A 23,636-nucleotide genomic window follows, 5' to 3' on the forward strand; every position below is an offset into this window, starting at 1 on the left:
TGCGAGGCGCGGCCGATGCCGCCGCCGGTGCGCCAGGGAGGCGGGGGCGGCGGCGGTTACGCGCGGCCTCAAGGCGGCGGAAACGGTGGCGGTAACCACGGCGGCGGAGGCGGCGGGGGCGGTGGCGGCCCCGAGGAATTCCGTCATTGACGTCGCCGGCGCCGCGGATCTCCCCGTGCGCCGGACGAAAAAAAGCCGCTCCGGAGAGCGGCTTTCGATTCGGGCTTGCGGTCGGTTGCGTGGCCGGCAACCGATCGCCGGCATGCGCCCTTTGCGTCAGTCGTCGAGCAGCGACAGGTCGCGCACGGCGCCCTTGTCGGCCGACATGACCAGTTTCGCGTACGCCTTCAGTGCGGCGGACACCTTGCGCGGACGCGGCTGCGCCGGCTTCCAGCCCTTCGCGTTCTGCTCCTCGCGGCGGCGCGCCAGTTCCTCGTCCGACACCAGCACGTTGATCGTGCGGTTCGGGATGTCGATGCGGATCTTGTCGCCGTCGCGCACGAGGCCGATCGCGCCGCCTGCTGCCGCTTCCGGCGAGCAGTGACCGATCGACAGGCCCGACGTACCGCCCGAGAAGCGGCCGTCCGTCAGCAGCGCGCAGGCCTTGCCGAGGCCCTTCGACTTGATGTAGCTGGTCGGGTAGAGCATTTCCTGCATGCCGGGGCCGCCCTTCGGGCCTTCGTAGCGCACGATCACCACGTCGCCGGCCTTGACCTTGTCGTTCAGGATGTTTTCGACTGCCTCATCCTGCGATTCGGTCACATGCGCCGTGCCTTCGAACACGAGGATGCTCTCGTCGACGCCGGCCGTCTTCACCACGCAGCCGTCGAGTGCGATGTTGCCCGTCAATACGGCGAGGCCGCCTTCCTTCGAGAACGCATGCTCGTACGAGCGGATGCAGCCTTCGGCCCGATCGAGGTCGAGGCTCGGCCAGCGCGTGTTCTGGCTGAACGCGACCTGCGTCGGGATGCCGGCCGGGCCGGCCTGGTAGAACGTGCGGACCGCTTCGTCCTGCGTGCGGACGATGTCCCACTGGTCGAGCGCGTCCTTCAGCGTCGGCGCGTGGATGGTCGGCACGTCGGTGTGCAGCTTGCCGGCGCGGTCGAGCTCGCCGAGGATCGCCATGATGCCGCCGGCGCGATGCACGTCCTCGATGTGGTACTTGTTCGTGTTCGGCGCGACCTTGCACAGCTGCGGCACGACGCGCGACAGGCGGTCGATGTCCTTCATCGTGAAGTCGATGCCGGCTTCCTGCGCGATCGCCAGCAGGTGCAGGATCGTGTTGGTCGAGCCGCCCATCGCGATGTCGAGCGTCATCGCGTTTTCGAACGCCTTGAAGCCGACCGAGCGCGGCAGCACGCGTTCGTCGTCCTGCTCGTAGTGCTGGCGCGTCAGTTCGACGATGCGGCGGCCGGCACGCTTGAACAGCTGTTCGCGATCGGCGTGCGTGGCCACCACGGTGCCGTTGCCGGGCAGCGACAGGCCGAGCGCTTCGGTCAGGCAGTTCATCGAGTTCGCGGTGAACATGCCCGAGCACGAACCGCAGGTCGGGCAGGCCGAGCGTTCGACTTCGGCGACTTCGGCGTCGGAATACGACGGATCGACCGCGATCACCATCGCGTCGACGAGGTCGAGCTTCTTCACTTCGATGGCCTTGGTGACCGGGTTCGCGAGACGCGTCTTGCCGGCTTCCATCGGGCCGCCCGACACGAAGATCACCGGAATGTTCAGGCGCATCGCGGCCATCAGCATCCCCGGGGTGATCTTGTCGCAGTTCGAGATGCACACCATCGCGTCCGCGCAGTGCGCGTTCACCATGTACTCGACCGAGTCGGCGATGATGTCGCGGCTCGGCAGCGAATACAGCATGCCGTCGTGGCCCATCGCGATGCCGTCGTCGACCGCGATCGTGTTGAATTCCTTCGCGACGCCGCCGGCGGCTTCGATCTCGCGCGCGACGAGCTGGCCGAGATCCTTCAGGTGCACGTGCCCGGGCACGAACTGCGTGAACGAGTTGACGACCGCGATGATCGGCTTCGAGAAATCGTCGTCTTTCATGCCGGTGGCGCGCCACAGCGAGCGCGCACCTGCCATGTTGCGGCCGGCGGTGGAGGTTTTGGAACGGTAAGTGGGCATTGTGGTTGCTGAAGAAAGATCGCGGGAAAAGGGTGGAGGCACGGGAATAAAGGCCTCTCTCGCGCCCGTGCGAACAACCTCTTGAGCTGCGCCCTGGGCAAACCCGTCAATTATCCCACAGCCGCCGCGGGCGTGGCGGCCATGGGCCGGCGACGGGCCGGTGCCGCGCGACGGGCGGGGCGGCGGCGTGCTGCCCGCCTGGCCGGTTCGGGAAGCGGCGCAGACGCCTGCGCGTCGACGACGAATGCGCGCCGCCCCCGCGCCCGGGCGTCAGTCGAGCAGCGTCAGGATCTCGTCGTACAGTGCCTTCGGAACCCGCACGCCGTTCGCGATGCTGCGCGCGCGGGCGTCGAAGCGCCGCTGCGACGGCAGCCGCGCACCCTGCGCGACGATCGACTCGAACATCCGTTCGCCGCGTGCGAGCCCCGCGTCGAGATCGTCGCCGAGGAACACCTTCGGGTCGAACGCGATCACGAGCTCGCCGTGGCACGGCGTCGCGCCGACGCCTTCGTCGAAATCCATCGATTCGCGGCTCGTCATGTCGCCGATCAGCGCGCCGCCGAGCAATTCGACCATCGCCGCGAGCGCCGAGCCCTTGTGGCCGCCGAAGGTGCGCATCGCGCCCTGCAGCGCGGCCTTCGGGTCGGTGGTCGGCCGGCCGTCGGCGTCGATCGCCCAGTGCGACGGAATCGCCTTGCCCTGCTTGGCGTGCAGCTCGATGTCGCCGCGCGCGATCGCGCTCGTCGCGAAATCGAACACGAACGGCTCGCCGCCCGGGCGCGGCCACGCGAACGCGATCGGATTGGTGCCGAACACGGGTTCGCGGCCGCCTTCCGGTGCGACCCAGCTATGGCTCGGGTTCATCGCGATGCCGACCAGCCCTTCGGCCGCGATCGCCTCGACTTCGGGCCACAGCGCCGAGAAGTGGTAGCAGTGGTTGATCGTCATCGCGGCGATCCCGTGCTGCTTCGCCATCTCGACGAGCACCGGCAGCCCGGTTTCGAAGCTCAGCAGCGAGAAGCCGCGATGCGCGTCGACGGAGACGATCGACGACGACAGCTTGCGCAGCGTCGGCACGGCTTGCGGATCGACCTTGCCCTTTTTCAGCGAGCGCACGCAGACGAGCAGCCGGTACACGCCGTGCGAATGGCACTCGTCGCGCTGGCCTTGCGTGATCACGCTGGCGATGGCCCGCGCATGCGCGTCGGACATCCCGTGATGCGTCAGCACGCGCAGCGCGAGCGCATGGACTTCAGCGAGCGACAGGACGACTTCGGCGGTTTGCTCAGTCATGATTCACCTCGCGCGGCGCGGGCACGCCGTCGATGCGCTGCGGCACGTGCAGCGGATTGCCGTCGCGCAGCGCGTCCGGCAGCAGCGCATCCGGCACGTCCTGGTACGACACCGGGCGCAGGAAGCGCTCGATCGCGCGTGCGCCGACGGACGTCGTGCGCGTGTCGGACGTCGCCGGGAACGGGCCGCCGTGCACCATCGCGTGGCCGACTTCGACGCCCGTGCCGAAGCCGTTGACGAGAATGCGGCCGGCCTTGCGTTCGAGCGTCGGGCGCAGCGCGGCGAACAGCGCCGCGTCGCCGTCGGCCAGGTGCGCGGCGATCGTCAATTGGCCTTCGAGCGACTTCAGTACGCGATGCAGCGTATCGGCATCCGCGCAGCGGACGATCAGCGATGCGGGACCGAACACTTCGTCGCGCAGTTCAGGGTGCGCGATGAACGCGTCGGCCGAGGTCGCGAACAGCGCCGCACGGGCCTGATGGCGGCCGCCTTCCACGCCTTCGGCCAGCAGCTCGACCGCATCGTGATGGCGTAGCGCCGCGACGCCTTGCGCATAGCTCGCATGAATGGGCGGCGTCAGCATCGTCTGTGCGGCCGCCGTGCGCACGGCATCGGCCGCCGCGGCTTCGAACGCGCGCAGCGCGGGGCCGTCGACGGCGAGCACCAGGCCGGGATTCGTGCAGAACTGGCCGGCGCCGAGCGTGAGCGATGCGACGAATTGCGGCGCGATCGTTTCGTGGCGCGCCTCGAGCGCGGCGGGGCACAGCAGCACGGGATTGATCGAGCTCATTTCCGCATAGACCGGAATCGGCTCGGGGCGCGCGGCCGCGATATGCATCAGCGCGACGCCGCCGCGGCGCGAGCCGGTGAAGCCGACGGCCTTGATGCGCGGATCGGCGACGAGCGCCTGGCCGATCTCGCGCGATGCGTCGAACAGCAGCGAGAACACGCCGGCCGGCATCCCGCATTCGCGGGCGGCCTGCTGGATCGCGCGGCCAACGCGTTCCGACGTGCCCGGATGCGCGGAATGGGCCTTCACGATCACCGGGCAGCCGGCCGCGAGCGCCGACGCCGTATCCCCGCCGGCGACCGAGAACGCGAGCGGGAAGTTCGACGCGCCGAACACGGCAACGGGCCCCACCGCGACGTTGCGCAGCCTCAGGTCGACACGCGGCAGCGGCTTGCGCTCGGGGCGCGCCGGATCGATCCGCGCGTCGAGAAACCCGCCGTCGCGCACGAGCGACGCGAACAGCGCGAGCTGGCCGACCGTGCGGCCGCGTTCGCCTTCGACGCGTGCGCGCGGCAGCCCCGTCTCGATGACGCAACGCTCGATCAGGTCGTCGCCGAGCGCCATGATGTGGCGGCCGATCGCGTCGAGAAACGCGGCGCGGGCGTCGAGCGACGTTTCGCGATAGATGTCGAACGCGTCGTCGGCGAGTGCGCAGGCCGTCTCCAGGTCGTGCAGGCTCGCGCCGCCGAAAGCCGGTTCGAGCGGTTCGCCGGTGGCGGCGGCGATCGCGTGGAGGGTGCCGTTCTGTCCGGTGACGGCGGACTGGCCGATCAGCAGTTGACCTGTGAGTTGCATGGTTTTCCTCGGAAAAAAGCAGGGGCCGGGCGTGGTGCGCCCGGCCGCGGGGAGCATGGAAAAGGGCGCGGGCGCGTCAGTCCTCGTCGTCGTCGAGCCGCAGCTTGTCGGCACGCACGCCGGTGCGGGCGCCCCAGTAGTAGATGACGAGCGCGACGGCCGCGACGACGGCCGTGTCGTACGGATGCGCGAGGCGGCCCGTGCCGCCGAAGCCGCCGAGATACGACAGCACGATCATCGCGGCATAGAACGCGATCAGCCACGCCGACGAGCGCACTTGCTCGGCGAGGCTCAGGTGCGCGGTCGGCACCCAGCGGCGGCACGCGAGATAGATGACGAACATCGCGATCTGCAGGCCCAGCAGCCAGGACACGGTGCTCCAGCCCGACCAGTAGACGATCAGCGCGGCGATCACGAACGAAGCGGGGCCGGTGAGGCCGAATGCGCTCGCACGGAACGGCGGCGGCAGGTCGGGCGCGGTGCGGCGCAGCGCGGCGACCGAGACCGGCGCGACCGCATAGCTCAGCACGAGCGCGGCCGATACGATGTTGATCAGCGCTTCCCACGACGGAAACGGCAGCGTCCAGAAGATCGCGAGGCCGAAGGTGAGCCAGAGGCCCGCACGCGGGATGCCCGACGCTTCGTCGACGCGCGTGAACACCTTGAAGAACGTGCCCGTCTTCGCCCAGCCGTAGACGACACGCGGCGTCGCGTTCATGTAGATGTTGCCGCAGCCGCTCGGCGAGATCATCGCGTCGGCGACGACCATCACCGCGAGCCAGCCGACGCCGAGCGCGAGCGCGATGTCGCGGTACGGCAGCGAGAACGCCTTGCTTACGTCGTGCCAGCCGGCGGCGAGCATCGCCGTGGGAATGCTGCCGATGAACGCGAGCTGCAGCAGCACGTAGATCAGTGTCGACAGCAGGATCGACAGGATCAGCGCGATCGGGATCGTGCGCTGCGGATTGCGCACCTCGCTCGCGACCGACACGATCGGCGTGAGCCCGAGGTACGCGAAGATGATGCCGCCGGCGGACACGGCCATCTCGATGCCCGGCATGCCGAACGGCGCGAAGCCTTGCACGGTCAGGTTCGCGGGCTTGAAGAACGTGAACAGCACGCCGATCACCGCGAGCGGCACGATGAACTTGAAGATGCTGATGATGTTGTTCGCCTTCGCGAACGTCTTCACGCTCGAATAGTTCAGGTAAAAGAAGAAGCAGAGCAGCGCGGCCTGCACGAGCCAGCCGAGCGTCGTCGGGTCGCTCGAGCCTTCGGCCGTCAGGCCCGGAAACCACGCGGCCGCGTACTGGCGCGCGGCGACGACTTCGATCGCGATCAGGCTCGAAAAGGCGATCAGCGTGATGAAGCCCATCAGGTAGCCGAGCAGCGGGCCGTGCGAGAACACCGGATAACGCACGACGCCGCCGGCGCGCGGCAGCGCGGCGCCGAGTTCGCAGTAGACGATGCCGAGCAGCAGCACCGCGAAGCCGCCGAGCAGCCACGAGAAGATGCCGGCCGGGCCCGCGATCGTCGACACGTGACTCGCGGCGAACAGCCACCCCGAACCGAAAATGGCGCCGAGACCGATGAACGTGAGATCGGTCAGCGACAGCTGTTTCTTGAATTTGCCGTGACCCGCGTCGGGGGCCGCGGAACGGGAAAGCGGGACGGACGGGTGAGCGTTGCCTTGGCCTGGCATGGGCTTGTCTCCTGGGGGGAAGGGCGGTGCCGGCGCGAGCTGCGCGCGCTCCGACGGAGCAGCGCGCACGCCGGCCGGCCGGCGTCGCCCGGTTCGAACGACCGGGGCGGGCCGCGGGCCGTTCATGTGCGGCGCGGGCGGGCGCCGGCGCAAACGGGCCCGCGGGCCAATGCCGGACCGGAGGCGGCGGCGTGCGGCCTGGGAAGCCTGCGTGCCGCCGCGGGGGCGTCGATCAGAGACCGACGTCGGGCAGTGCCGGGCGCGTGTCGAGCGCCTTCGCGACGATCGCCTTCACTTCGGCGAGCGTGTCGCCCTGCAGCGCGAGGCGCGGCGGACGCGTGATCGCGCTGCCGCGGCCGACCAGTTCTTCGCACAGCTTGATGCACTGCACGAGGTCGGGGCGGGCATCGAGGTGCAGCAGCGGCATGAACCAGCGGTACAGCGCGAGCGCTTCGTCGAAACGCTTTTGCTTCGCGAGGCGGAACAGCGTCTCGCCTTCCTTCGGGAACGCGTTCGACATGCCCGACACCCAGCCTTCGGCGCCGACCGCGATGCTCTCGACCACGACGTCGTCGAGGCCCGCGAACAGCACGAAGCGATCGCCGACCGCGTTGCGCAGGTCGATGAAGCGGCGCGTATCGCCCGACGAATCCTTGAAGCAGACGATGTTCTCGCAATCCTGCAGCGCGATCAGCACGTCGGGCGTCACGTCGTTCTTGTAGATCGGCGGGTTGTTGTAGACCATCACCGGCAGGTCGGTGCTCGTCGCGACCGCGCGGAAGTGCGCGGCGGTTTCGTGCGGCTTCGCCGAGTACACGAGCGCGGGCATCACCATCACGCCGTCGACGCCGACGCGCTGCGCTTCGCGCACCGTGTTGCGCGCGAATTCGGTGGTGAATTCGGCGATGCCGGCGATCACCGGGATCTTGCCGCCGGCCGCGTCGCGCGCGGCCTCGATCACCTGGAGCTTCTCGCTCGTCGACAGCGACGTGTTTTCGCCGACCGTGCCGCAGACCACGAGGCCCGACACGCCGTCGTTCACCAGGTTCTTGACCACGCGGTGCGTGGCGTCGATGTCGAGGGAAAAGTCCGGCTTGAACTGGGTGCTGACGGCCGGGAAAACCCCGGTCCACTGAATGGCTTTGCGGCTCACTGAAATCTCCTACGTTCGTATCGGTCGGCCGACAGGGGTGTCGGTGTGGCAACCAGTATCGCCGCGCAAACGCCCATCACGCTTGAGTCGTATCGCGGAGCAAAATGACGAAATCGGCACAGCGGCCGGCAGGGGCGCGAGGGGCGCGCCGCACTATGCCGATTTCGTCGTCGTCCTCATCGAAAAGCCACAAGCGGACGGACGCGCGACGGAGGAAGCTATGCTCCTTTCCCCACTTCGGACGGCTCATGATGAAGCGCATCCAGATCATCGATTCGCACACGGGCGGCGAACCCACTCGGCTCGTCGTGTCCGGTTTCCCGTCGCTCGGCAGCGGCACGATGGCCGAGCGCCGCGACGTGCTCGCGCGCGAGCACGACCGTTACCGCACCGCGTGCATCCTCGAGCCGCGCGGCAGCGACGTGCTGGTCGGCGCGCTGCTGTGCGAACCCGTGTCGCCGGATGCGGCGGCCGGCGTGATCTTCTTCAACAATAGCGGCTATCTCGGGATGTGCGGGCACGGCACGATCGGCGTCGTGCGCACGCTGCATCACATGGGCCGCATCGCACCCGGCGTGCACCGGATCGAGACGCCCGTCGGCACCGTCGAGGCGACGCTGCACGACGACCTGTCGGTCAGCGTGCGCAACGTACCCGCGTATCGCCATGCGCAGGGCGTCGCGCTCGACGTGCCGGGATATGGCCCCGTGAAGGGCGACATCGCGTGGGGCGGCAACTGGTTCTTCCTGATCAGCGACCACGGGCAGCGCGTCGCCGGCGACAACGTCGCGGCGCTCACCGCGTACGCGTCGGCCGTGCGCGAAGGGCTCGAACGCGCGGGCATCACCGGCGCGAACGGCGGCGAGATCGACCACATCGAGCTGTTCGCCGACGATCCCGAGCACGACAGCCGCAGCTTCGTGCTGTGCCCGGGCCTCGCGTACGACCGTTCGCCGTGCGGCACCGGCACCAGCGCGAAGCTCGCGTGCCTCGCGGCCGACGGCAAGCTCGCGCCGGGCGTCGTGTGGCGGCAGGCGAGCGTGATCGGCAGCGTGTTCCACGCCAGCTACGAGCAGGCCGACGGCGGCGTCGTGCCGACGATTCGCGGCAGCGCGCACCTGAGCGCCGAAGCGACGCTGCTGATCGAGGAAGACGATCCGTTCGGCTGGGGCATCGGGTCGTGAGCGACACGAAGACCGACGTCGTCGTGATCGGCGCCGGCATCGTCGGCGCGGCGTGCGCGCACGAACTCGCGCAGCGCGGGCTGCGCGTGCTGGTCGTCGACGATGCGAGCGGCGGCGCGACCGGCGCGGGCATGGGCCACCTCGTCGCGATGGACGACAACGCGGCCGAGCTTGCGCTGAGCCATTACTCGATCGAACTGTGGCGGGCGTTGAGCGGCGAGATGCCCGAAGGCTGCGCGTACCGTGATTGCGGCACGCTGTGGCTCGCGGCCGATGCGCACGAGATGGATCTGGCACGCGCGAAGCAGGCGACGCTTGCCGCGCACGGCGTGGCCGGCGAGCTGATCGACGCGGCGACGCTCGCGCGACTGGAGCCGATGCTGCGCACGGGGCTCGGCGGTGCGCTGAAGGTTCCGGGCGACGCGATTCTCTACGCGCCGGTGACCGCGACCTGGCTGTTGCAGCGCGCACCGCGCATCACGTTGCGCCGCGACCGGGCCGTCGCCGTCGACGGGCCGAGCGTGACGCTCGCGAGCGGCGACACGCTGCGCGCGGAGCGAGTGGTGGTCGCGAACGGCGTTGCGGCGCGCACGCTGCTGCCCGAGTTGCCGCTGCGCCCGAAAAAGGGCCATCTGCTGATTACCGATCGCTATCCGGGCCACGTGTCGCACCAGCTCGTCGAGCTCGGTTATGCGGCAAGCGCGCATGCGAGCGACGGCACGTCGGTCGCGTTCAACGTGCAGCCGCGGCCGACCGGCCAGTTGCTGATCGGCTCGTCGCGCCAGTTCGACACCGAGGATGCGCGTGTCGAGCCGCCCGTGCTGGCGCGGATGCTGCGCCGCGCGGTGGGCTACCTGCCCGGTCTGGCCGACCTGAACGGCATCCGATCGTGGACGGGCTTCCGTTCCGCGAGCCCCGACGGCCTGCCGTTGCTCGGCGAGCACCCGGCGCGCCCGGGTGTGTGGCTCGCGGTCGGGCACGAAGGGCTCGGCGTGACGACCGCGCCGGGCAGCGCGCGGCTCGTCGCCGCGCTGATGGCCGGCGAGCGGCCGCCGATCGATGTCGAACCGTATTTGCCGGGACGTTTCCTGACGACGTCCCCCGTAGCCGGAGCGCTTTCATGATCATTCACCTGGACGGCCGCGCGCTGACGGTGGCCGACGGCGCGACCGTCGCGGCCGCCGTCGCGGCGAGCGGCGACGACACGACCCGCGTGTCGTGCACGGGCGCGGCGCGTGCGCCGTTTTGCGGGATGGGCATCTGCCAGGAATGCCGGATGACGATCGACGGCCGGCGCCGGCTGGCTTGCCAGACGCTGTGCCGCGACGGGATGCAGGTGGAGCGTACGCGATGAAACAGGAACGACTGAGCGTCGACGTCGCGATCGTCGGCGCGGGCCCGGCCGGGTTGTCGGCCGCACGGGCCGCCGCGCAAGGCGGCGCGACGGTCGCGATCGTCGACGACAATCCGCGGGCGGGCGGGCAGATCTGGCGGCAAGGGGCGGCGGCCGCGCCGGTGCCGGCCGCCGCCGAACGGCTCGCCGTGCTGCGGCAACCGAACGTCACGCATCTCGCGGCGACGCGCATCGTCGCCGAAACGCAGCCGGGCACGCTGCTGCTCGAGGACGACGAACGCGGGCTGCTGCTCGATTTCCGGACGCTGATTCTTTGCTGCGGCGCGCGTGAGCTGCTGCTGCCGTTTCCGGGCTGGACGCTGCCGGGCGTCACCGGTGCGGGCGGTTTGCAGGCGCTGATCAAGTACGGCCTCGACGTGCGCGGGCAGCGCACGGTCGTCGCAGGCAGCGGGCCGCTGCTGCTGGCGAGCGCGGCGACGGCCCGCCAGGCCGGCGCGCGCGTGTCGCACGTGCTCGAACAGGCCGCATGGGGCGACGTGGCCGGTTTCGGCGCGGGATTGTGGCGCTGGCCGTCGAAGCTCGCGCAGGCCGCGAAGCTCGTCACGGCCGTGTACCGGCCCGATGCGCACGTCGTCGAGGCGTTCGGCGACACGCGGCTCGAACGTGTACGGATCCGTCAGGGCGATCGCGCGTTCGACGTCGACTGCGACCGGCTCGCGTGCGGTTTCGGCCTCGTGCCGAATACGGTGCTGCCGAGCCATCTCGGCTGCCGGATCGAGAACGGCGCGGTGGCGGTCGATGCGCACCAGCGGACGAGCCGCGACGGCTGCTTCGCGGCCGGCGAGTGCACGGGCGTCGGCGGCAGCGAACTCGCGATGGTCGAAGGCGAGATCGCCGGGCTGGCGGCGACGGGGCAGACGGCGCAACTGGCCGCGCGCGTCGCACGGCGCGCGCACTGGCAGGCTTTTGCGGATGCCGTGCGCGAGCGCTTTGCGATCCGCGAGCCGGTTCGCCGGCTCGCGCGGCCCGAGACGCTGCTGTGCCGTTGCGAGGATGTGCGTTTCGGCGCCGTCGCGCAGGCGCCCGGCTGGACGGCTGCGAAGCTGCAGTCGCGTTGCGGGATGGGGGCGTGCCAGGGCCGCGTATGCGGCGCGGCCGCGCAAGCGCTGTTCGGCTGGACGCCGCCGGTGCCGCGCACGCCGCTCGTGCCCGCGCGGGTCGGCACGCTGATGCTCGACGGCACGGCGTCCTGCGACGGCGCGTGACGCTGCGCGTCGGGGTGGCCCGGTTCGCGCCGGGCCGCCCCGATTACTCGGCCTTCACTTTCTCCCATCCGCCGACTTGCGGCGCCGCACGGGCGCGCAGGCACTCGATCGTGGTTCCGTGCTTTCTGATCGTTGCGATCGACGGGTTCGATACCGGTAAAGGTGTATGGCGAGGGTGTTAGCAGGCACGCGGTAGGTGTCAATAGTATATAGATTGATATAATATTGACTCTTTAATTGATGTCCTGCCTCGATGAACGACGCGCTTCCCGCCGGGCTGCCCGAGCCCGATCAGATGCGCGCCGCCGCGGAATCGGCGTGCGCGCTCCTCAAGGTGCTGTCGAATCCCGACCGGCTGCTGCTGCTGTGCGAACTGTCGCAGGGCGAGCGCTGCGTCGGCGATCTCGAAACGCGGCTGGACATCCGCCAGCCGACGCTGTCCCAGCAACTCGGCGTGTTGCGGGACAACGCGCTGGTCCGGACGCGCCGCGACGGCAAGAACATTCACTATTCGCTCGACAGCGCGGCCGCGATCGCGGTGATGGGCGTGCTGTACGAGCAGTTCTGCGGTGCGGCCGCGAAGGAGAAGCGCGATGCAGCTTGATGCGCTTCATTTCACGCCATGGCTGTCGCTGGCCGGCGGCGCGCTGATCGGGCTCGCGGCCGCGTGGCTCGTCGCGTTCAACGGCCGGATCGCCGGCATCAGCGGCATCGTCGGCGGCCTGTTGACGGCGGGTTCGCGGGAGCGCGGCTGGCGTATCGCGTTCGTCGGTGGATTGATCGTCGCGCCAGTCGTGATGCACGTCGTCGGCGCCGGGCTGACGCCGCAGGTCGACGCCGGCTGGCCCGAACTGCTGGCGGCCGGCCTGCTGGTCGGAATCGGCACGCGGTATGCGGGCGGCTGCACGAGCGGCCACGGTGTGTGCGGGATGTCGCGCGGCGCGCTGCGGTCGGTGGTCGCGACGGCGACCTTCATGGCCGCGGGTTTCGCGACCGTCTTCGTGCGGCTGCACGTGCTGGGAGGCTGACATGCAGGCAGCATTCGCGTTTCTGGCCGGCCTGCTGTTCGGCGTCGGCCTCATCGTGTCGGGCATGGCCAATCCGCAGAAGGTGCTCGGTTTTCTCGACCTGGCGGGCCGCTGGGATCCGTCGCTCGCGTTCGTGATGGCCGGCGCGACGGGCGTGGCCGTGTTCGCGTTCGCGTGGGCGAAGCGCCGGACACGGTCGTGGCTCGGCCTGCCGATCCGGTTGCCGGCGCTGCGCGCGATCACCGTGCGCCTGGTCGCAGGCAGCGCGGTGTTCGGTATCGGCTGGGGGATGGCGGGGTTCTGTCCGGGGCCCGCGATCGTGTCGATCGGCTTCGGGTCGGTCAAGGGGATCGCGTTCGTCGTCGCGATGCTGGCCGGGATGGCGATGTTCGAATGGGTCGAGCGCCGCCGGAACGGCCATTGATGTGGCCGCCGCCGCATGCCGGGCAGGTTGCGGCGGTCGCAAGGCGGCATGGAGCCGAACGCGTCCTTCGGTCGGCTGCGATGATGGGGGATCTGCCAACCGCGTATCGAGGCGGGGCAGGTTCCGATATCAGGAATGCTCGCGCACGTGACGGCCACCACGCACTCGCCCGGACAGCCGGCGCAGGAGCCCGCGCCACGCCGCGCGCAAACCTCGCGGGCTCGAGGGCGCCACGACCGTCGTACTGACCGAGCCGGCCCCGCCGGCCGACAACGCCACGTGGCCGGCCGTGTCGAACGTCAGACACTCGCCTTCGTCGAGCACGCGACGGATGTATTGCGGCGCGTCGGGCAGCCACTCGAGCCCGTCGTGACGCAACGTGACCGCGAGCGCGCCGTCCAGCACGATCACCTGGCTGCCCTTGTCGAACCACGCAAAGTGGCTTTGTCCTGCGTCGAGCCGGATGTGTTGCGTCCGCATGGCGATTCCTTTTTCCCGGTTGCGCGGCCTCGCGATGGCGAAGCGATTGCGTGCAGTCAGGTTAGGGAAACGGGCGCGGGCGCGACAGATTCAGGGGACGGGAATCTGTTGCGGTGCAAGCGTCGATTTCGTACGGCTGTATCGGCGGTTTTTTCGCGGATCTGTATCTGGCGCGCGCTGGGCCGCGCGGGCACGATCGTTTGATGACGCCTTTCAGCGACACTTCCCGTACGCCATTACCGCTGGGCGGCGAGCCGCTTTACGAACGGCTCGCCGAGCATTACCGGCGCATCATCGCGGCCGGCACGCTGTCGCCCGGCGACCGGATGCCGTCGGTGCGTGCGTTCATGGCGCAGCACGGCGTGAGCCTGTCGACCGCCACGCAGACGTATCGGCGGCTCGAGGATACGGGCTGGTGCGAGGCGAGGCCGCGGTCGGGCTACTTTGTGCGGCGCCGCGCGGCGGCCACGCTCGCCATGCTGCCGGAAAGCGACGGGCCGCCGTTGCGCGTCGAGCCGCCGTTCGCGGGCCTGCACGAACGCGTGTCGCGCGTGATCGATCGCGCGAACACGGTGCCCGACGCGTTGAATTTCGGCGGCGCATCTGCGCTCGCCACGTTGTATCCGGCCGAGCGCCTGCAGGCTCTGGCCATCCGGCTGCTGCGGCGCAAACCCACGTTGCTCACCGACGCGGGGCCTGTCGGCGGTTCGCCCGAATTCCGGCAGACGATGGCCAAACGCGCGCTGTCGTATGGCGTGACGGTGACGCCGGACGACGTGATGTCGACGAGCGGTGGCGTCGATGCCGTGAATCTCGCGTTGCGCGCGGTGGCGCGCCCCGGCGACACGATCGCGATCGAATCGCCGGCCTTTTTCGGTCTGATCCAGCTGCTCGAAAGCCTTGGCCTGCGTGCGCTGGAAATCCCGGCGAGCCCGACGACCGGGTTATCGATCGAGGCGCTCGAAGTGGCGCTGACCGTCTATCCGGATATTCGGGCCGTGGTCGTCGTGCCGAACCTGCAGAACCCGCTCGGTTGCGTGATGCCCGACGACCGCAAGGCCGCGCTCGTCGCGCTGTGCTCGCGCCAAGGCGTGGCCGTGATCGAGGACGAGCCGTATCGCGAGCTCGTCGAAGCGCCCTGGCCGGTCAAGCCGGTCAAGGCATGGGACCGCGACGGCACGGTGATCTACTGCCCGTCGCTCAACAAGGTGCTGGCTCCCGGGATGCGGCTCGGCTGGATGAGTGCGGGACGCTGGCATGCGCGCGTGAGGATGCTGAAGTTCGCGCATAGTCGGCACAACGCCGCGCTGTTGCAGGCCGTGGCGGCCGAATTCGTCGGCTCGGGTGCGTTCGACCGCCATCTGCATCGCTTTCGTGAGCAATTGCGTGTGCAGCGCGACGTGACGATCGACGCGATCGCACGACATTTCCCGGCCGGCACACGGATGAACCAGCCGCTGGGCGGGATGCTGCTGTGGATCGCCTTGCCGGACGGCGTGCGCTCCGAGGCGCTGTTCGATGCCGCGCTGGCGCGCGGGATCAGGATCGCGCCCGGGTCGATCTTCTCGAATTCCGACCGCTTCGACGGCTATATCCGGCTGGCCTGCACGCGCGTGTTCGATGCGGCGCACGAAGCGGCGTTCGAAACGCTCGGCCGCCTCGTCCGGGAAGCCACGGCGGCAGCATAGGCGTGGCGGCAACCGGCCGGACTGGCGAATACGCGAGCCCTCCGGCTTGCCGAGACGCCGCAGTGGCAAGCCGCCGCCATTTCATCGGCTGGCCGAATGTGTGGCGAGGTGCTGGCGGATCAGCGACAGGTAGCGATCGCCGACCGAGAAATCGCGTGCGGCGCGCGGCCGGTCGGCCTGACGCAGCGTGGCCGGCGCGCTCATGCCCAGATACCGGCACACGGCGGACGGAAAGGGCTTGCGCGTATGCCCGAGCTGGCGAGCCGCGCGCTCGACGCGGGCATCGCCGACCTGGGCGCGAAGCCATGCCAGCACTTGGCGATCGGCTTCGTTGACGATACGGACCAGATGTTCCATCTCGCACCTCACTGTTCATAAATACAGTACTGTAAATATAACCAGTGTTTGCGGTGACCGCAAGCGGGTGCGCGTGCGATTGGCCGTCCGGCCAGGGTCAATGCGCTGGCGCGGCGGTACGCGTCATCCGGGCAGCGGGCGCCTGGGCGGCCGCGACCGCCGTGTAGCGCGCGTCGGTCAGCGCGCCGAGGAACGCGACGATGTCGTCGATTTCCGCATCGGTCAGCGCGGGCGGCGTGCCGGGCCGGCGGTTCATCGGCGTCGAGTTGACGTTGATGTTGCCGCGATAGGCGGCCGGCACGTCGTCGAACGTGTTGGCGCCGTGATACCAGAAGCCGGGATCGGTCGAGCGCGTGTTGTAGAACGCGACCGCGTCGCGCAGTGTCGTGAACACGCCGTTGTGCATGAACGTCTGCTTGACCGCGACGTTGCGCAGCCCCGGCGTGCGCAGGTAGCCGCACCACTGCGTCGGCTCGGGCCAGCGCAGCCGACGGGCGGTGTCGCACAGCCCGTTGTCGAAATGGCGCGGGTCGCGGTTCGCCGGCAGCGCGCGGTTACGCGGCACCGCGATTGCGTCGTAGCCGAAATCGGTGAACAGCGAGCGTTCCGGGCGGCTCGACGTATCCGACAGCGTATGGCAAGTCATGCAATTGCCCTTGTCCGGATTCCGGAACAGCGCGAGGCCGCGCATCTCGGCTGGCGCCAGCGGCGTGCGCGTGCGCAGGAACGCGTCGAAGCGCGACGTGAACGGCGCCATCTCGTCGCTCTGCAGATAGGCCTCGACGGCCGAACCCAGCGCGCGCACCAGTTGCCCGGGATCGCGCCGCACCGGCGCGCCGAAGCGCGCGGCGAGATCGGCCGCGAGTTCCGTCGCGTTGACCTTGCGCAGCAGCGCGGCCGGCGACCGGTTGTTCATCTCGTTCGGATCGAACAGCGGCCCGCGAATCTGCTCGGCGAGCGTATCCGCGCGGCCGTCACCGAACAGGCCGCCGAACGGCGACGGCGCGGGCGCATCGTCGTCCTGGTAGAAGTGGCGGCGCGGCACGTAGCGCACGTAGAGCAGGGACGGCGCGTTGCGCTGGCTGAAGCGCCCGGGCCGGCTGCCTTCCGGCACGCCGGGCCCGGCGTGCGACGCGGCCGACAGCGTCGGCGCGAATGCGCGGCCCGGATCGTGGCAGCCCGCGCACGACAGGCCGCGCGGCTCGGACAGCCGCGGGTCGAAGAAGATCCGCCGGCCGAGCGCGACGAGCGTCGGGTCGGGCGCGAAGCGCGCGGCGGCCGTATCGATCTTGCCGGTCACCTGCGGCGTGCCGGTGCCGATCGTGTCGACGACGCGCGACGGCGGCGCACCCGGGAGCAGTACCGTTTCGGCCGGCGCGGCATGGGCCGCGAGCGTCAGGCCGGCGAGCACGGCGACGGAAAGCGTGTGCAGCGCCTGCCGGCCGCGCACCACGCGGCCGTTACGTCGGACGGCTTCACTCACGGCGCAATGAACCCCGTTTTGTCGCAGGCGAGCGTCGTGCCGGACTGGTCGCACGACGCGAGCAGCTTGCCCGCCGCCGAATACGCATGGAACACCCAGCCCGTCGCGGGCGCCGCGCGGCGCTCCATGATCAGGAAGCCGAAGCTGTTGTTGTGCGACAGCCGCTCGATCACGGCGCCCGGTGCGGGCGTCAGGCCGGCCGGGAACGGATCGGGCAGTGCGACGTCGAGGTTGTCGCCGCCGTTGCCGGACACGATCGTCGCCGGGTGTCCGGACGAGAAGTTGATCGCCTGGAAGTCGTGCACGTGGCCGTGCAGCGCGACATGCACGCCCGGCGGATAGTACGCCTGCGCGTTGAGGCTCGACATGACCGACTGCAGGGCGAGGTTGCCCGGCGCGGGCGTGCTGCCGGCGATCGGCGCGAACGCGAGGATCGGATGATGGTTCGTGAAGATCGTCGTCGTCATGCCGGCCTTCGACGCGAGCGATGCGACCGTCTGGAACTGCTTCTGGTAAATGCCGAATTGCGCGTCGGTCGTCTTGAGCGGCGTGCGGCCGACCTTCGCGGTATCGAACACGATCACCTGCGAGCCGCCGCCGAGCGATACCGCGTAGGGTTCCGAATAGTTCGCGTTGTTGTCGTTGGCCGGATCGTCGCACGAGCGGGCCGCCGCATACGGACGCGGATCGAGGAAGCGGAACCAGCCCTGGCCCGCGCGCGCGCATTCCTCGTGGTTGCCCCGCACGACGACCCACGGCGCCTTCGCGAGCAGCGGCGCGGCCGGGCGGAACAGGTCGGCCTGCCACGTATCCCAGCCGTAGCCCCACGGGCTGTCCTTGCAGCCGGCGATGTCCGGCGGGCACGCGTTCTCGCGATAGTGGTAGTCGCCGATGTGCAGGACGAGATCGGGCGACAGCTTCGCGACGCTGGCCGCGATCGTGTTCAGCGGCCAGACCGTCGCGTCGTTGCACGCCTGCCATGCGTTGTCGGCCTTTTTCATCCGGCAGCCGGTGTCCGCGATGATCGCGATGCGCTGCGGCTGCGCTTTCGGCAGCGGCAGCGTGCGGCCTGCGACGCTCGCCGCCTGCGCGCCGGCCGGCAGCGTCGTTTCGCAGACGGAGACCGGGAAGCTCGACGGCTTCGAATCGGCCGGATCGCTGGCGGTCGGCCGCTGGGCCGGCGTTGCGGCGCCCGCGCGCAGCGCCATGCGCGACAGCTTGCCGTCGACGGTCAGTTGCGGGCACAGGGGCTCGCTGGCCGACGCGGGCGTGTAGTTCGTGATGACGCGCGCGATCGCCTGGTTCGCCTCGCCGATCTCGACCCAGGCGGCCTGGACGTTGGCCGAGGCGCTGGCCGGATCGTCCGGCGTATCGATGTGATTCGAGCACGCGGCAAGCGCGGCGAGGGCAACAACGGGAGCGCAGCGCACGAGCAGGGTGCGCGTGAGGAATCGTCGCATGAGAGGCACCGTAGGAAAGCCGTCAACGATACGCAGCGCGAATGTAAGAAATGTGAAAAGCAGGATGCGGCGGCGTGCGCATACCGGCGGGCCTTGACTTCAAGCCGGCTTGAAGCAGCACAGTCCGGTTCATCATTCACGAACCAGAAGGGAGTCGACGATGGAAACCAGCCGGCCCAACGAAGCGCAGTCCGCCCTGTGGAACGGCCCGTCGGGGCGCGCGTGGGTCGACGTGCAGGAAACGATCGACCGGATGTTCGCGCCGCTCGAGACGTTGCTTGCGGATGCGGAGGCCGTGTCATCCGGCAGCAATGTGCTCGACGTCGGCTGCGGCACCGGCGCCGTCACGCTCGCGATCGCGCGGCGGCTCGGCGCGAATGCGCACTGCACGGGCATCGATATCTCGGCGCGGATGATCGACGCCGCGCGGGCGCGTGCCGAACGCAGCGGCGTGCATGCGCGATTCGTGCGCGCGGACGTGCAGACGCATGCATTCGAGCCCGCGAGCGTCGACCTGATCGTGTCGCGCCTCGGCGTGATGTTCTTCGACGACCCGGTCCGGGCGTTCGCGAACCTGCGGCAGGCGGCGCGGCCGGACGCGCGGATGCGGTTCGTCGCGTGGCGCGGTGCGGCCGACAACCCGTTCATGACGACGGCCGAGCGGGCCGCCGCGCCGCTGCTGCCGAACTTGCCCGCACGGCAGCCCGGCGCGCCGGGCCAGTTCGCGTTCGGCGACCGGCAGCGGATCGTGTCGGTGCTGGCGGACAGCGGCTGGGCCGACGTGGAGATCGAGCCGGTCGACAGAGTATGCGTGCTGCCCGCGGCCGCGCTGGACGAGTACATCGCCCGGCTGGGTCCGGTCGGCCTTGCCCTGCTGGAGGCGGACGAAGCTACCCGGCGGCGCGTGGTCGACACGGTGCGTGCCGCGTTCGAGCATTATGTGCGCGGCGCCGAGGTGCGCTTCGATGCGGCGTGCTGGCTCGTGACGGCGCGCGCGCCGTCCGCGTAGCGTGATGGCGATAAAACGGAGCAACGCGCATCGGTGCCGGCATGGCCCGCTTGCGCGGCGCCGTTCACGCCTGAGGAAACCGCGCTGCGCGGTGCATGTCAGGGTTTCCTCGCGCGCAGCATCAGCCACGCGCAACCGCCGGCCACCAGCGCGAGGCCGAGCAGGACCGCCTCGACGCCAAGCGCGAAACCGGGCGGCATTTCACCGGTGTCGGGCACGGGCGACAGGTTGCCGCCCATTGCGACGGCGCCGCCGGTCAGCAGTGCCATGCAGACGATCCAGTAGATCTTGCCGCGTGCTGCGGCCGCGCGGATTCGCCACAGCGCGATGCAGGCGCCGCCGAGATACAGCAGCGCGAGCGTGCCGAGCGCGACGAGGTCGGCGGAGCGGCTTTGCAGGAGCGCATTCATCGCGACGCTCCGTCGGGCGTGGCCGACCGGTACGGCGAAACGATGCGAGCCGCGTGCGTGCTCATTCGGCCTCCGTCGCATGTCCCGGCGCGCGGCTCAGCAGATGCGTGCGCTTGTCGGCGGCGAGCGACACGTAGCGTTCGTACTGGCGCAGCACGTCGGCGATCACCTCGTCGCCGCGCAGGTATTCGACGTCGTAGCCGAGCCGGCCGTCCTCGAAGAACGTGACGATCCCGTACACGTGCTCGCGTGCCGCATCGGGCTCGGCCGCCTCGCGCACGAGAAACGCCGCCGCGGATTTCGCCGTCACGCGCACGCCGTACACGAAGTCGCGATGCTCGGCGGTCGGCACGGTAAGCCGCACCGCATCGTCGCTGTCGCGCTGCACGTGCGCATCGACGCCGCTCGCGCGCAATTCGGCGGCAACCTTGCGCAGCGCCGGCTCGACCGTTTCCGCGACGAACTGGCGCGCTTCGGCCTCGGTCGTCTGCCGCAGGATGTGCGTCAACCGATGGCGCCAGTGCTGGCCGGTCCAGAAGCTCGTTGCCGGCGCCACGTCCTGCGAATAGTGCGCACGATCGGCCGCGAGCCCGCGCCACAGCCCGTAGCACAGCGCGAGCATGATGATCGCGACCGGAAGCGCGGCGATCAGCGTCATCGCCTGCAGCGCGCCGAGCCCGCCCGCGACGAGCAGCACCGCCGCCGTCACGCCGAGCAGCACGGCCCAGAACAGCCGCTGCCACACGGGCGAGTGTGCGTTGCCGCGGGTCGCGATCTGGTCGATCACGAAGGCGCCCGAATCGGCGGACGTGACGAAGAACACGGCGATCAGCACGATCGCGGCGATCGACAGCAGTTGCGTCAACGGCAGGAAATCGAAGAAGCGGAACAGCAGCGCGTCGACGTTGGTGGCCGTTTGCGCAAGCGCGCCGGCCGCGCCGTGCGTATCGAGCCAGATCGCGCTGTTGCCGAACACGGTCATCCACACGAGGTTGAACGCGGTCGGCACGAGCAGCACGCCGATCACGAACTGGCGGATCGTGCGGCCGCGCGAAATGCGCGCGATGAACATCCCGACGAACGGCGACCACGACACCCACCACGCCCAGTAGAGGATCGTCCAGCCGCCGAACCAGCCTTCCTCGCGCGGCGACGCATACGCGTAAGTGCGGAACGACAGGTCGACGAGGCTCGACAGGTACTGGCCGACGTTGTCGACGAGCGCGCGGAACAGGAACAGCGTCGGGCCGGCGACGGCCACGAAGGCGAGCAGCAGGAACGCGAGCAGCAGGTTCAGTTCGGACAGCCGCCGCACACCCTTGTCGAGACCGGTCGCGGCCGACACGCCCGCGAGGATCACGACGACCGCGACGAGCCCGATGCGGAATACGTTGCTGCCGGTGTCCCAGCCGCCGACCGTATGCAGGCCCGCGCTCAGCTGCATCACGCCGTAGCCGAGCGTCGTCGCGATGCCGGCGACCGTGCCGACCAGCGCGAATGCGTCGACGGTGTGACCGATCCAGCCGTCGATGCGCTCGCGCAGCACCGGATACAGCCCCGAGCGCAGCGTCAGCGGCAAGTTGTAGCGAAAGCCGAAGTACGCGAGCACGAGCCCCATCAGCCCGTAGATCGCCCACGCATGGAAGCCCCAGTGGAAGAACGTCATCAGCATCGCTTCGCGCGCGGCGGCGGGCGTGCCGGGATCGACGGTCGGCGGTTTCAGGAAATGCTGCATCGGCTCGCCGACGCCGAAATACATCAGGCCGATGCCCATGCCGGCCGCGAACAGCATGGCCGTCCACGATACGAAGCTGAATTCGGGTTCGGCATCGTCGGGACCGAGGCGGATGTTGCCGAAGCCGCTGGCGGCGATCAGCACGAGAAACACGAGGAAGCCGGTGACGGCGAGCACGTAGAACCAGTCGAAGCGTGCGATGACCCACTGCTGGCCGGCGGAGAACAATGCGCCGGCTTCGCTCGGGTGCAGCGCGCACACGACGAGCAGCGCGCCGATCACGGCGAGCGCGGGCAGGACGACTTGCGGCTTGAACGTCGTGCGGGGCGAGGGACGGGAATCCGGCATGGCGGGCATCCAGTTGTGGGTGCAACGAGGCGCAACGCCGCCCGGCGCGCGTGTCGCGCGTCGGACCCTGATACGGCGTGCGTCGAGTGTACCGCGGTGTCAGGACTGCAAGAAGGGGCATGCAGAAGGGATTAATCTGACGAATTGTAAGGTATCGGCGCGATCCGGCAAACCTGCGCGGTGGCGCGGCAGGCGGACGGGACGGGGAACACGGCGCGGCGGCCGGACATCGGGCGCCCGGACGGCGCATGCGGAATGCGCATCGTCCGGGGCGTCGGCAGCGCGCTGGAGGCGCTGCCGGCAGGTTCAGAACGTGACGGCGATGCCGGCCATGCCGACGAACTGGCCGTGCGTGGTCGACGGCGTGAGCTGCTGCGAATCGCCCACGATCGGCGCCGCGTCGACGATGTGGCCGGCGCCTTGCGCGCCGAGCGTCTGTCCGCTCGAATGCGTGTACGCCTGCAGCGCATAGAGCGTCGTGCGTTTCGACAGGCTGTACGACTCCTTCAGCGAGTACTGCTGGTAGCGGGCCGCGCTCGCGACGCCGTTCGCTTTCGACGCGAGCGTGTAAGCGAACGCGCCGGCCACCGAGAACGCCGGCGTGAAGCGGTACGCGGCAAGCGCGCCGTAGGTATTGAACACGGCCGTGTCGGTGAATGCCGAGCCGTTGCCGGGCAGGTATTTCACGTTCGAATAGTTGAGGCCCATCGTCAGGTCGCCGAGCGTGTAGTTGCCGGCCGCCGCGACCTGCTCGACGGCCTTCGCGGTCAGGTAGCCCTGGTTCAGCACGGACACCGCGAAGCTGCCCGACGCCGCGGTGGCCGGGTTCAGGAAGCCGGCCGACGAGCCCGAGCTGTTGATCCGGAGGTAGCCGGCCGCGATCCCGACCGGCCCGTTCGCGTAGCGCAGCGCGGCGCTGAACGTGTTGCCCTTGCCGGTCGCGCCGGCGATGCCGCCGAATGCGTACATCGCGCTCGCGGACAGCCCCGAGAAAGTCGGCGACGTATAGGTGACCGAGTTGTTCACGCGGATCGTCGTGTCGAGGCCGTCGATGTCGCCCGGATGCGCGCCCGTCGCGCCGGTCAGCCAGCTGCTCGATGCGTACGGGCCGACGAACAGGAAGTAGGGCGTGTACTGGCGGCCGGCCGTCAGCGTGCCATAGTGATCGTTGCGCAGGCCGACGAACGCCTGGCGGTTGAACAGCGTGCCGGCGGCGGCCTGCGCGCCCGTGTTCAGGTTGAAGCCGGACTGCAGGTCGAAGATCGCGTGCGTGCCGCCGCCGAGATCCTCGTCGCCGCGCAGGCCGAACTTCGACGCATACAGGTTGCCGTCGCGCATGTAGATGTTCGAATGGCCCTGCTGGTTGTTCACGTACGCGATCGAATCGTCGACGACGCCGTACAGCGTCACGCTGCTCTGCGCGTGGGCGGCGGTCGTGCCGAGCGAGGCGGCCGATAAAATCAGGATTGCATAACGGTTGACGGGTGCTTTCATTGTCGATCTCCAGGTCTCTTCATCTTTCCAGCGGGGCGGGAGGCTGGG

21 protein-coding genes are annotated in these 23,636 nt (G+C 69.6%); 9 read left to right on the forward strand and 12 right to left on the reverse strand.

From position 1 onward, the window contains the following. Window positions 1-276 precede the first annotated feature (276 nt). From ilvD to G3N62_RS16515, 5 genes are all read right to left on the reverse strand, one after another. Window positions 277-2,136: a dihydroxy-acid dehydratase gene (ilvD, locus tag G3N62_RS16495; protein ID WP_034191615.1), complete on the reverse strand. Its 1,860-nt coding sequence runs from the start codon at window positions 2,134-2,136 to the stop codon at window positions 277-279. A 270-nt stretch (window positions 2,137-2,406) separates the two neighbouring features. After that, window positions 2,407-3,429 (reverse strand): Ldh family oxidoreductase, encoded by a 1,023-nt coding sequence (locus G3N62_RS16500; RefSeq protein WP_034191614.1) that lies wholly within the window; start codon window positions 3,427-3,429, stop codon window positions 2,407-2,409. After that, complete coding sequence (locus G3N62_RS16505) at window positions 3,422-5,014, reverse strand: aldehyde dehydrogenase (NADP(+)) (protein WP_069705279.1); 1,593 nt, start codon at window positions 5,012-5,014, stop codon at window positions 3,422-3,424. Before G3N62_RS16505 ends, G3N62_RS16500 begins: the two co-directional genes overlap by 8 nt. Before the next feature lie 76 nt (window positions 5,015-5,090). Next, the gene (locus G3N62_RS16510) at window positions 5,091-6,716 is read right to left on the reverse strand and encodes an APC family permease (protein ID WP_124669403.1); all 1,626 of its coding nucleotides are present in this window, start codon (window positions 6,714-6,716) and stop codon (window positions 5,091-5,093) included. Between the two features lie 232 nt (window positions 6,717-6,948). After that, window positions 6,949-7,869, reverse strand: coding sequence for a dihydrodipicolinate synthase family protein (locus G3N62_RS16515; protein WP_034191611.1), 921 nt, complete (start codon window positions 7,867-7,869; stop codon window positions 6,949-6,951). A gap of 251 nt (window positions 7,870-8,120) precedes the next feature. On the opposite strand from G3N62_RS16515, the gene G3N62_RS16520 reads away from it, so the two are divergent. From G3N62_RS16520 to G3N62_RS16550, 7 genes are all read left to right on the forward strand, one after another. Further along, complete coding sequence (locus G3N62_RS16520) at window positions 8,121-9,053, forward strand: 4-hydroxyproline epimerase (RefSeq protein ID WP_124669426.1); 933 nt, start codon at window positions 8,121-8,123, stop codon at window positions 9,051-9,053. Further along, on the forward strand, window positions 9,050-10,177 hold the full coding sequence (locus tag G3N62_RS16525; protein ID WP_034191610.1) for an FAD-dependent oxidoreductase: 1,128 nt from the start codon (window positions 9,050-9,052) through the stop codon (window positions 10,175-10,177). Before G3N62_RS16520 ends, G3N62_RS16525 begins: the two co-directional genes overlap by 4 nt. After that, entirely contained in the window at window positions 10,174-10,407 is a 234-nt protein-coding gene (locus G3N62_RS16530) for a 2Fe-2S iron-sulfur cluster-binding protein (RefSeq protein ID WP_012338331.1), read from the forward strand. The genes G3N62_RS16525 and G3N62_RS16530 overlap by 4 nt, the downstream gene beginning before the upstream one ends. Continuing rightward, complete coding sequence (locus tag G3N62_RS16535; protein WP_034191609.1) at window positions 10,404-11,672, forward strand: FAD/NAD(P)-binding oxidoreductase; 1,269 nt, start codon at window positions 10,404-10,406, stop codon at window positions 11,670-11,672. Before G3N62_RS16530 ends, G3N62_RS16535 begins: the two co-directional genes overlap by 4 nt. Window positions 11,673-11,925: 253 nt before the next feature. Further along, complete coding sequence (locus G3N62_RS16540; protein WP_034191608.1) at window positions 11,926-12,276, forward strand: metalloregulator ArsR/SmtB family transcription factor; 351 nt, start codon at window positions 11,926-11,928, stop codon at window positions 12,274-12,276. Next, the gene (locus tag G3N62_RS16545; protein ID WP_124669402.1) at window positions 12,266-12,700 is read left to right on the forward strand and encodes a YeeE/YedE family protein; all 435 of its coding nucleotides are present in this window, start codon (window positions 12,266-12,268) and stop codon (window positions 12,698-12,700) included. Before G3N62_RS16540 ends, G3N62_RS16545 begins: the two co-directional genes overlap by 11 nt. A gap of 1 nt (window position 12,701) precedes the next feature. Beyond that, window positions 12,702-13,124, forward strand: a complete 423-nt coding sequence (locus tag G3N62_RS16550; RefSeq protein ID WP_034191606.1) for a DUF6691 family protein — start codon at window positions 12,702-12,704, stop codon at window positions 13,122-13,124. 129 nt (window positions 13,125-13,253) lie between these two features. Here the strand turns inward: G3N62_RS16550 and G3N62_RS16555 are convergent, their stop codons facing one another. Then, entirely contained in the window at window positions 13,254-13,604 is a 351-nt protein-coding gene (locus G3N62_RS16555; RefSeq protein WP_069705283.1) for a hypothetical protein, read from the reverse strand. A 203-nt stretch (window positions 13,605-13,807) separates the two neighbouring features. Between G3N62_RS16555 and G3N62_RS16560 the strand changes: the two genes are divergently transcribed. After that, entirely contained in the window at window positions 13,808-15,292 is a 1,485-nt protein-coding gene (locus tag G3N62_RS16560) for a PLP-dependent aminotransferase family protein (RefSeq protein WP_124669401.1), read from the forward strand. A gap of 81 nt (window positions 15,293-15,373) precedes the next feature. On the opposite strand, the gene G3N62_RS16565 is transcribed toward G3N62_RS16560, so the two are convergent. From G3N62_RS16565 to G3N62_RS16575, 3 genes are all read right to left on the reverse strand, one after another. After that, on the reverse strand, window positions 15,374-15,649 hold the full coding sequence (locus tag G3N62_RS16565) for a hypothetical protein (RefSeq protein ID WP_034191604.1): 276 nt from the start codon (window positions 15,647-15,649) through the stop codon (window positions 15,374-15,376). 97 nt (window positions 15,650-15,746) lie between these two features. Next, window positions 15,747-17,132: a cytochrome c peroxidase gene (locus tag G3N62_RS16570; protein WP_185733048.1), complete on the reverse strand. Its 1,386-nt coding sequence runs from the start codon at window positions 17,130-17,132 to the stop codon at window positions 15,747-15,749. Then, on the reverse strand, window positions 17,129-18,592 hold the full coding sequence (locus G3N62_RS16575) for a metallophosphoesterase (RefSeq protein WP_034191602.1): 1,464 nt from the start codon (window positions 18,590-18,592) through the stop codon (window positions 17,129-17,131). The genes G3N62_RS16570 and G3N62_RS16575 overlap by 4 nt, the downstream gene beginning before the upstream one ends. A 160-nt stretch (window positions 18,593-18,752) precedes the next feature. On the opposite strand from G3N62_RS16575, the gene G3N62_RS16580 reads away from it, so the two are divergent. Further along, entirely contained in the window at window positions 18,753-19,601 is an 849-nt protein-coding gene (locus tag G3N62_RS16580) for a class I SAM-dependent methyltransferase (RefSeq protein ID WP_059556426.1), read from the forward strand. Window positions 19,602-19,699: 98 nt separating this feature from the next. On the opposite strand, the gene G3N62_RS16585 is transcribed toward G3N62_RS16580, so the two are convergent. The 3 genes from G3N62_RS16585 to G3N62_RS16595 form a co-directional block, all read right to left on the reverse strand. Continuing rightward, window positions 19,700-20,011, reverse strand: a complete 312-nt coding sequence (locus G3N62_RS16585) for a hypothetical protein (protein WP_034191600.1) — start codon at window positions 20,009-20,011, stop codon at window positions 19,700-19,702. A 61-nt stretch (window positions 20,012-20,072) separates the two neighbouring features. Then, complete coding sequence (locus G3N62_RS16590; protein WP_034191599.1) at window positions 20,073-22,094, reverse strand: BCCT family transporter; 2,022 nt, start codon at window positions 22,092-22,094, stop codon at window positions 20,073-20,075. Between the two features lie 306 nt (window positions 22,095-22,400). Continuing rightward, on the reverse strand, window positions 22,401-23,588 hold the full coding sequence (locus G3N62_RS16595) for a porin (protein ID WP_034191598.1): 1,188 nt from the start codon (window positions 23,586-23,588) through the stop codon (window positions 22,401-22,403). Window positions 23,589-23,636 lie beyond the last annotated feature (48 nt).

Origin of the sequence: Burkholderia sp. Tr-20355, assembly GCF_017104685.1 — a bacterium.
Taxonomy (GTDB): Bacteria; Pseudomonadota; Gammaproteobacteria; order Burkholderiales; family Burkholderiaceae; genus Burkholderia; species Burkholderia seminalis.